We start from the raw sequence: 8,457 nt of genomic DNA, 5'->3' as shown, positions 1-8,457 counted from the left end.
CCTGCGCGACCTCGAACACCATTCCGCGTTTGTCGAACGCCATATCGGCCCCAACGACGCCGAAATCGAGCACATGCTCAAGCTCATCGGCCACGATTCGCTCGAGACGATGACCGATGCCATCGTGCCTGGCACGATCAGGTCGGCCTCCCCGCTGGCCTTGCCGGCAGCGATCAGCGAAGTCGACGCACTCGCCAGAATCCGAAAGATTGCCGACAGGAACAGCGTCTACCGCAGCTTCATCGGCCAGGGCTATTACGGCACGCACACGCCAAACGTCATCCTGCGCAACATCCTGGAAAATCCTGCCTGGTACACGGCGTATACGCCCTATCAGGCGGAAATCTCGCAAGGCCGCATGGAAGCGCTGATCAACTTCCAGACCATGGTCGCGGACCTGACCGGCATGGAAATCGCCAACGCCTCCCTGCTCGACGAAGCCAGCGCGGCGGCTGAAGCCATGACCCTGGCCAAGCGCTCGACCAAGTCGAAATCGAATGTGTTTTTCGTATCCAGTGCAGTCCACCCGCAAACCCTGGAAGTCGTGCGCACACGCGCTGACGGGCTCGGCATCGAACTGCAGATCGGCGACGACGCCGAGGCCGCCACGGTCGACAGTTTCGGCGTCCTGCTGCAATACCCGAATACGTTCGGCCAGATCAACGACTACGCCGCGCTTGCCGATGCCGTGCATGCACGTGGCGCACTCGTTGCAGTGGCCACCGACTTGCTCGCGCTCACCCTGATCCGCGCACCCGGTGCCTGGGGCGCCGACATCGTCATCGGCAACAGTCAGCGCTTTGGCGTGCCGTTCGGCTTTGGCGGCCCGCATGCCGCGTTCATGGCGTGCCGCGATGCGTACAAGCGCTCCATGCCTGGCCGCCTGATTGGCGTCTCCATCGACGCCGAAGGCAAGCCGGCCTATCGCCTGACCCTGCAAACCCGCGAACAGCACATTCGCCGCGAGAAGGCGACCTCCAACATCTGCACGGCGCAGGTGTTGCTGGCGGTCATGGCCAGCATGTACGCGGTCTATCACGGCCCTGACTGACTGACACGCATCGCCAGGCGCACGCACCGTCTGGCAGCGATACTTGCTGGCGTCCTGCGCAAGGCCGGCCTCACCGTCGGAACCGATTTCTTCGATACCTTGCACGTGGTCGGCATTGATGCCGACGCCCTGCATGCGAAGGCCAGTGCTGCGCGGATCAATCTACGCGCAATCGACGCGAGCAGCATCGGCATCAGCGTCGACGAAACCACCACGCGAGCAGACCTGGAAGCCCTGGCAAGCCTGTTTGGCGCGACCATCGGCGACATTGATGGCCTCGACCAGGAAACTCCGGACGCACTGCCGTCAGGCCTGCTGCGCGAGCAGCCGTTCCTCCAGCATCCGGTGTTCAACACACATCACAGCGAACACGAACTGCTGCGCTACATGCGCGCGCTCGCCGACAAGGACCTGGCCATGGATCGCACGATGATCCCGCTGGGTTCGTGCACCATGAAGTTGAACGGCACCGCCGAAATGATTCCGGTCACCTGGCCTGAATTCGCCAACATCCATCCACTGGTGCCTGCCGACCAGGCTACTGGCTACACGCAACTGATCGATGAACTCGAAGCCATGCTGGTCGAGATCACCGGCTACGACGCGGTCAGCCTGCAGCCGAATTCGGGTGCCCAGGGCGAATTCGCCGGCCTGCTTGCGATCCGTGCATGGCACCGCTCAAGAGGCGAAGGCCATCGCGATGTCTGCCTGATTCCCGAGTCGGCACATGGAACCAATCCGGCTTCCGCGCAAATGTGTGGCATGACGGTCGTGGTCACCCGCTGTGACAAGGACGGCAATGTCGATGTCGATGACATTCGCGCCCAGGCCGAGAAGTACTCGGATCGTCTCGCCGCGCTGATGATTACCTACCCATCGACCCATGGTGTATTCGAGGAGGACGTCGTTGCGATCTGCGAGACCGTGCATCGTCACGGCGGCCAGGTCTATACCGACGGCGCCAATCTCAACGCCCTGGTGGGCCTGGCCAAGCCAGGCAAGTGGGGATCGGATGTCTCGCATCTGAACCTGCACAAGACCTTCTGCATCCCCCATGGTGGCGGTGGACCGGGCGTCGGGCCCTGTGCCGTGAAATCCCATCTCGCCCCTTTCCTTCCACGCACGATGGGCGGAGAAGGTGAAGTCGGCATGGTCAGCGCCGCCAGTTTCGGCAGCGCAAGCATCCTTCCGATTTCCTGGATGTACATCACCCTGATGGGCACTGCCGGATTGCGCAAGGCGACCCAGGTGGCACTACTCAACGCAAACTACGTGGCGAAGCGTCTGGAACCGCATTTCAGGACGCTCTACACCGGACGCAATGGACTGGTCGCGCATGAGTGCATTCTTGATCTGCGCCCCCTCAAGGACGCCACTGGCATCGGGGCGGAAGATGTCACCAAGCGCCTGATCGATTTCGGCTTCCATGCGCCGACATTGAGCTTCCCGGTTGCCGGGACGCTGATGGTCGAGCCTACCGAAAGTGAATCGCTGCACGAACTGGATCGTTTCATCGATGCGATGATCGAAATACGCGCGGAGATCCGCGCTGTCGAGGAAGGCAAGCTCGACCGCGAAGACAACCCGCTCAAGCACGCGCCACACACGGCAACCATGGTGACTGACAGCGAGTGGCTACACGCGTATCCGCGTGAGCTGGCTGCGTTTCCGCTGGCATCGCTCAAACTGCAGAAGTATTGGCCACCGGTTGCTCGCGTCGACAACGTCTACGGCGACAAGAACATCATGTGCGCCTGCATTCCGATCGACGCCTACAAGGATGAAGTCGAAGCATAGGAGTTGCTTGCGACTTCTGACTTTTTGCAGGAGGCCCGTCAGGGGCGATGCTTCTCGTTCGACATCAAGTGCAGCAGAATCATGGCTGAAGCCAACGACGAAGCGGCAAGGCGGGATAGTGATCGAATTCAGCGCCGGTGACGAGATTGACCAGCCATTCGGCTGTTGAAAACCCGTAGGAAGCGGCTTCAGCCGCGATGCTCTTCGTTCGACATCAGGAGCAAAGGCATCATGGCTAAAGCCATTTCCTACGATAAGCCAGGTAGCTCGAAGCACTCTCGCGAGTCCACGACTGGCACGAGATTGACCAGCCGTTCGGCTATCGGATACCCCGTAGGAAGCGGCCTCAGCCGCGATGCATTGACCCGATCAAGACGCCGCGCTAGTGAATCTTCCCGAACGAATGCGAGAAGCCGAGGAAAACACTCGGCAATCCATTGCGGGCACTCGGATCGACCAGCGGGCTGTCGATGATATCGTCGCTCAGCCACTGGTACTGGAGTCCGCCGAAGAACAACCAGTCCTTGGGCAAGGTACGCAGGAAAGTCAGCCCGAGATTCGGCACGATGGCGGATCCCGGCTGGTAGCTCGGTACTCCGGCGGCCACTTCCTGCGGAAGCGTGCCGTAGTAGTAGTTGCTGAGGTCATCCGACCAGTAGCTGATGCCGGCGCTGGGAACGAGTGCACCACCCCACCATTCAAACGCCGCCTGATACAGGAGGGCAACTTCGTAGCCATCGCTGGCATTGGTCACGTCGCCCTTGGCAGTCAGGCTGAGCTTGCCCCAGTTCGATGATGAGTAGGACGCACCAAATCCTGCGTCGAGCTCGTTCTTCCTGTTGACCAGCAGATTGCGATCGATACCGACATCGGCCAATTCAGAGGCACTCAGGTCATCAGCGTCCCAGCCGTCCAGGCGCGCGGACAGCAAGACATCAAGCGCAAACCCGTCGTTCTTGTACAGATGAACGCCACCGCTGATACCGGTGATGAACACGCGTTCGCCTACATAGCCGATGGTCGGCACCACATAGGTTCGAGCATCCTCTCCGAGCAGGATGCCTTTGGTGACCAGCATGCCGACGCCCAGTGAAACGCCATCGGGAGTGACCTTCTTGAGGAACTCCGGCGGCCCGCCCGGGGCCGCCTCGGTCGCCGGATCATCCACGACTTCGGTCGGCGCAACAGGAGTGACGCTCTCCTCCTGTGCTTGCACCACCGCGAAATTGGCCAGAAGGCAGGATGCCGCAACGAGGACCATGAGCTGTTTCATCAGAGAAACCAGAGATTTGAGGAAAGGGAAAGGCAGGAATGCGGCGAATTGGCAGAATGAGGCCAGATGCCGGCGACATGCAAGACCGACATTGTGCGGCGTACCGGCGAGGCGACTCAACTACTCGCGCCAATCAGGCTCGATTTTCATGTCCTGCTGGCAAGGAATCGATGTCGTTCAGCAAACAACGGACCTGGTTCAGGTCAGCGCGTATAGAACCCGGCCAGCGACTGTTCCTCGACATCCGCGCGCACCACTTCCGTGACGCGGGCACCTGCGGGACCATTCTGCAACCAGGTTTCAAGCGCCGCGAGAGACTCGGCGCTTCCTTCGGCAAGGACTTCCACTCGCCCATCGCGCAGGTTGCATGCGTACCCATGAATATCCAGATGCATGGCCTGGGCACGGGTACCGGCACGAAAACCGACTCCCTGAACGCGTCCGGAAACATGGAAACGGGCGCAGGGCATGGGCGACTCAGTTCTCGCTTGCCGGCTTGGCCGCAGCCATGGCCTGCTCGAGATCCTTTTCCGTAATCGGCCCGAGAAACCGCTTGGCAACAGAGCCATCAGGCGCGATCAGGTAGGTCGTCGGCAAGCCGCGCGGCGTGGCGAAATCCGCAGGGGGATCATCCACGTCAATCTGGGCAATCGGATAGTCGACCGGACGCTTCGCGAGGAAGTCGATGATTTCCTGCCGCTCGGTATCCTCGTAGGCGAGGCCGATACCGCTGACGTCCTTGTGCCCCTTGATGAAGGCCGAGAGTTCCGGCATTTCAGCGATGCACGGAGCGCACCAGGTTGCCCAATAGTTGATGACGACCCATTCGCCCCGCTTGCTGGCAAGGTCGAAGGTCTTGCCGTCCAGAGTCTCGACCTTCAGCGTCGGCTGCACGGCCGTTTCCGCAAAGGCGCTGGCGGGAACGACCATGATGAACAAGCCGAGCAGAAGCGTCTGCCAATTCTTCATTGGGGATTTCCTTGTTTGTCAGATGACTCATCTACATGGGTCGAGTGGGGCACCGATACAATGCTGGACAGCGGCACTGCAAGGCGCTCGGACAGGGTCATGGCGAGTTCCTGAATCGGCTTGGGCCCCTTGTCGTCAGCGGATTCGCCCGGCAGGAGCTGGCTGCCCACCGGCAAACGGTAGTTCCCGGCGCGATAAAGGTCCAGCAGGGTGATACCACCAAGATCCCTCGAAAGGATCCATTCATCCAGCTCGGTGCGCCGGATGATCGAAACCTCGCTGAGGTCGCCAAGGTATCTCTGCAACAGGTCGTCGGTCAGATACGGCTCCAGCTCAAGCAATTGCGCGCTATGCAGCCCCTGCCCTTCGCGATGTGCGGCTGCCAGGCGCCCGATCACGTTGAGCAGGCCGGACAACTCCTGGTCGGGGTCGATGCGGTCGTCAGCATGCCGATAATCGAACGAACTGAGCGACGCCGTCATCGATGCGCCGAGCAGGACAATGATCCATGACAGATACATCCAGAGGAAAAAGATCGGCACGATCGAGAGCGCGCCGTAGATCTGCTGATAAGTGGCGATGCCGCCCGCATACCACGCAAAACCGTACTTCGCCGACTCGAACAGGACCGCTGCGATCAGGCCGCCAAGGGCTGCATCACGAAAGCGCACGCTGCGGTTGGGGATGACCATGTAGCCGGTGATCATGGCCACCCAGACGATCAGGAATGGCAACGCCGCAAGCACGCGCGCCTTGATTGAAAACTGGGTCGCCGCCGCATCGATGAAGGGCAGCGCGACCAGATAGGAGCTGACCGCAACAGCCGCAACCAGCAGCATCGGCCCCAGGCTCAGGGCCGTCCAGTAGATGACGAATCGCGAAGCCGCACCGCGATGCGCCTTGACCCGCCAGATCCGGTTGAATGCGTCCTCGATGCTCATCATCAGGGAAATCGCACTGAAGACCAGCACAAGCACACCGATGGCCGTCGCCTTGCTCGCGTTGGCGGCAAACTCGGTGAGATAGGTCTGCACCACATCGCCGGCAGCCGGAACGAAATTGTTGAATACCCAGATCGTCAACTGGATTCGCCATTCCTCGAATACCGGGAACGCCGAAAGGATCCCGAGGATTGCGGCGGTCAGCGGCACCATCGCGAACAAGGTCGTGAAAGCCAGGGCGCCAGCCGTCTGCAGGCAGCGATCCTCGAGGAATCGCTCCCACGTGAAGTCGAGGAAGGCAAGGCTGCGTTCGCGATCCAGTCGAGTGCGCATCGTCTATTATGGGTTCCGTGGATCTGGTGTTGCCTCAGTCCCGCGCCGCAGAATGCGGATCGGGGAAGTCGCTGCGAACCTGGCTAGCCCGGGGCAGATCATCCGCCGAGATTAGCTTAACGGCACGGTCGGGCCAATCGGCACGCGTTCCTTTCTCTGGAAACCAAGGCATATGAGTGAAGTGCTGGTTCTGTATTACAGCCGCACCGGCAAGGTCGCCCAACTTGCGCGGCTGGTTGCGCGTGGCGTCGAAGAAGTGCCGGGAATGAGTGCGCGCCTGCGTAGCGTGCCGCCCGTGGCAGCGGTTACCGAAATGGCGCAGCCACCGGTTCCTGAAGATGGCGCACCGTATGTGAGCCCCGAAGACTTGCAAACATGTACGGGGCTGATCCTTGGCAGCCCGACACGCTTCGGCAACATGGCTGCACCGCTGAAGCACTTCATCGATACGCTGGGAGCCGAATGGGCATCAGGCACGCTCGCGGGCAAGCCCGCTGGCGTATTCACTTCGACCAGCACGATGCATGGCGGGCAGGAGAGCACGCTGCTGTCGATGATGCTTCCGCTGTTTCATCACGGCATGCTGATGGTCGGCATCCCATTCACCGAGGTCGCCTTGAATCGCACGACGACGGGAGGCACGCCGTACGGTGCCAGCCATGTGGATGGCGCCAGCGGCGACAGGCCGATCAGCGAAGACGAAAAAATCCTTGCGCGCTGCCTGGGCAAGCGCGTGGCCGAAATCAGTTCGCGACTGGGTGCTGGCGCATGACTCCCATCCGCAGCGGATTTATTGCATGGGCTGCGCTGATCCTGCTGCAGTTGCTCTGGCACGCGTATCTTGCGCCACCGACCAATGGCCGCATGGGTCTCGCACTGGCACTCACCCTGACACCCCTGCTACTGCCATTGCTGGCATTGCGCCGTGGCCCCCGACGCGCCCTGCTCTGGGTGGGCATCGTCAGCCTCGGCTATTTCTGCCATGGCATCGTGGCTGCGTGGTCGATCCCCGCGCTTCGCACCCTCGCACTCATCGAGGTCGTCCTCAGCGTGGCCTTGATCGGAACGCTTGGCTGGATCGCACGATCGGGTAAATCGCCCTTTTCGAAGTAGTCCCCGTGTTGAAAACCTCGGGCGTGCCTGAGGTACGCTGGCTGACCGGCTGAACCTGCATTACCGGTCGCGGTGGATCGCGTCCCGAAAGCCACGGCCAACACGTCGCTAATTTGCCACGCGCGGTGGAAGTCCTCGAAAAAGGCATGGCAGCGACCAGGCCATGCTGCTGGTATCTATGAAACTGGAGATCCTGCCCGGTACCCCGTGCGATCCGATGCAGAGCCCTGCCCGCTCGAATGAGCGGCGACCCATCCATGCACTGGAACGGTTTATCGCCACCGGATCGAATGGCCTGCACAACCCGAATCCTGGCCGCGCAACCGACCTGCTCGATGCGTCGCCCCAATAGTCCGTATCATTGGCGGCTGCGCAAGCCGCGCTGCATCAATGCGGCCACAACCGAAATCGCGAGGATCCAGCATGCAACATCTGTCCATAGTCACCACCGGCGGAACCATCGACAAGGTCTATTTCGATGACAAGTCCACCTACGAGATCGGTGAACCGCAGATCGGCAAGATTCTGGAAACACTCGGCGTGGTATTCGAGTTCGACGTGCTTCCGGCGATGCGCAAGGACAGCCTGCACATTGATGACGCGGATCGCGACCTTCTGCGTCGCCTCATCCAGGCGCAACCGCACAAGCACGTGCTGGTGACCCACGGAACAGACACCATGGTCGAGACGGCTGCCGTGCTTAGCAGCATCAAGGACAAGGTCATCATCCTGACCGGTGCATTGAATCCGGCGCGATTCCAGGGTTCGGACGCGGTCTTCAACATCGGCTGCGCGGTCGGCGCCGTGCAGTCGCTTCCCGATGGCGTCTACATCGCCATGAACGGACGCATCTGGAATCCGGCAAACGTGCGCAAGAACCGTGATGCGAACCGCTTCGAACCGGCCTGATCACCATCGGATGGCAGGAACGCGGATTGCGCGACTTCAACTACTGACGCGCTGACTGCAGTCGACACCAG

General features: G+C 61.0%; 8 protein-coding genes and 1 pseudogene. 5 read left to right on the top strand and 4 right to left on the bottom strand.

Annotated features, from left to right (window positions below; all coding sequences use genetic code 11):
* Window position 1: 1 nt before the first annotated feature.
* Window positions 2-2,848 (top strand): annotated as a pseudogene (gene gcvP / locus WBP53_RS00385) (aminomethyl-transferring glycine dehydrogenase).
* A gap of 382 nt (window positions 2,849-3,230) precedes the next feature.
* On the opposite strand, the gene WBP53_RS00380 reads toward gcvP, so the two are convergent.
* From WBP53_RS00380 to WBP53_RS00365, 4 genes are all read right to left on the bottom strand, one after another.
* Window positions 3,231-4,121, bottom strand: coding sequence for a MipA/OmpV family protein (locus WBP53_RS00380; protein WP_423924804.1), 891 nt, complete (start codon window positions 4,119-4,121; stop codon window positions 3,231-3,233).
* Between the two features lie 203 nt (window positions 4,122-4,324).
* Window positions 4,325-4,591, bottom strand: a complete 267-nt coding sequence (locus WBP53_RS00375; RefSeq protein ID WP_423924802.1) for an acylphosphatase — start codon at window positions 4,589-4,591, stop codon at window positions 4,325-4,327.
* 7 nt (window positions 4,592-4,598) lie between these two features.
* On the bottom strand, window positions 4,599-5,090 hold the full coding sequence (locus tag WBP53_RS00370) for a TlpA family protein disulfide reductase (RefSeq protein WP_423924800.1): 492 nt from the start codon (window positions 5,088-5,090) through the stop codon (window positions 4,599-4,601).
* Window positions 5,087-6,364 (bottom strand): YihY family inner membrane protein, encoded by a 1,278-nt coding sequence (locus WBP53_RS00365; RefSeq protein WP_423924798.1) that lies wholly within the window; start codon window positions 6,362-6,364, stop codon window positions 5,087-5,089. Before WBP53_RS00365 ends, WBP53_RS00370 begins: the two co-directional genes overlap by 4 nt.
* 172 nt (window positions 6,365-6,536) lie before the next feature.
* Between WBP53_RS00365 and wrbA the strand changes: the two genes are divergently transcribed.
* The 4 genes from wrbA (at window position 6,537) to WBP53_RS00345 (ending at window position 8,386) form a co-directional block, all read left to right on the top strand.
* Window positions 6,537-7,136 (top strand): NAD(P)H:quinone oxidoreductase, encoded by a 600-nt coding sequence (gene wrbA, locus WBP53_RS00360; protein WP_423924796.1) that lies wholly within the window; start codon window positions 6,537-6,539, stop codon window positions 7,134-7,136.
* Window positions 7,133-7,477 (top strand): DUF2069 domain-containing protein, encoded by a 345-nt coding sequence (locus tag WBP53_RS00355; RefSeq protein WP_423924794.1) that lies wholly within the window; start codon window positions 7,133-7,135, stop codon window positions 7,475-7,477. The genes wrbA and WBP53_RS00355 overlap by 4 nt, the downstream gene beginning before the upstream one ends.
* Before the next feature lie 163 nt (window positions 7,478-7,640).
* A complete protein-coding gene (locus WBP53_RS00350; protein ID WP_423924792.1) occupies window positions 7,641-7,829 on the top strand; it encodes a hypothetical protein in 189 nt (62 codons plus the stop codon).
* Between the two features lie 71 nt (window positions 7,830-7,900).
* Complete coding sequence (locus WBP53_RS00345) at window positions 7,901-8,386, top strand: asparaginase domain-containing protein (RefSeq protein WP_423924791.1); 486 nt, start codon at window positions 7,901-7,903, stop codon at window positions 8,384-8,386.
* Window positions 8,387-8,457: the final 71 nt, after the last annotated feature.

It is taken from the genome of Dokdonella sp., from assembly GCF_049593775.1.
Classification (GTDB): domain Bacteria; phylum Pseudomonadota; class Gammaproteobacteria; order Xanthomonadales; family Rhodanobacteraceae; genus Dokdonella.
Note: the sequence above shows the minus strand (reverse complement) of the source record. Positions and strands in the feature narration are given on the sequence as shown.

Excerpts from the sequence above, each read along its gene's own strand:
- WBP53_RS00365 (WP_423924798.1), bottom strand. The coding sequence starts at position 6,364 with ATGCGCACTCGACTGGATCGCGAACGCAGCCTTGCCTTCCTCGACTTC.
- WBP53_RS00345 (WP_423924791.1), top strand. The coding sequence starts at position 7,901 with ATGCAACATCTGTCCATAGTCACCACCGGCGGAACCATCGACAAGGTC.
- WBP53_RS00350 (WP_423924792.1), top strand. The coding sequence starts at position 7,641 with ATGCTGCTGGTATCTATGAAACTGGAGATCCTGCCCGGTACCCCGTGC.
- wrbA (WP_423924796.1), top strand. The coding sequence starts at position 6,537 with ATGAGTGAAGTGCTGGTTCTGTATTACAGCCGCACCGGCAAGGTCGCC.
- WBP53_RS00380 (WP_423924804.1), bottom strand. The coding sequence starts at position 4,121 with ATGAAACAGCTCATGGTCCTCGTTGCGGCATCCTGCCTTCTGGCCAAT.
- WBP53_RS00370 (WP_423924800.1), bottom strand. The coding sequence starts at position 5,090 with ATGAAGAATTGGCAGACGCTTCTGCTCGGCTTGTTCATCATGGTCGTT.
- WBP53_RS00375 (WP_423924802.1), bottom strand. The coding sequence starts at position 4,591 with ATGCCCTGCGCCCGTTTCCATGTTTCCGGACGCGTTCAGGGAGTCGGT.
- WBP53_RS00355 (WP_423924794.1), top strand. The coding sequence starts at position 7,133 with ATGACTCCCATCCGCAGCGGATTTATTGCATGGGCTGCGCTGATCCTG.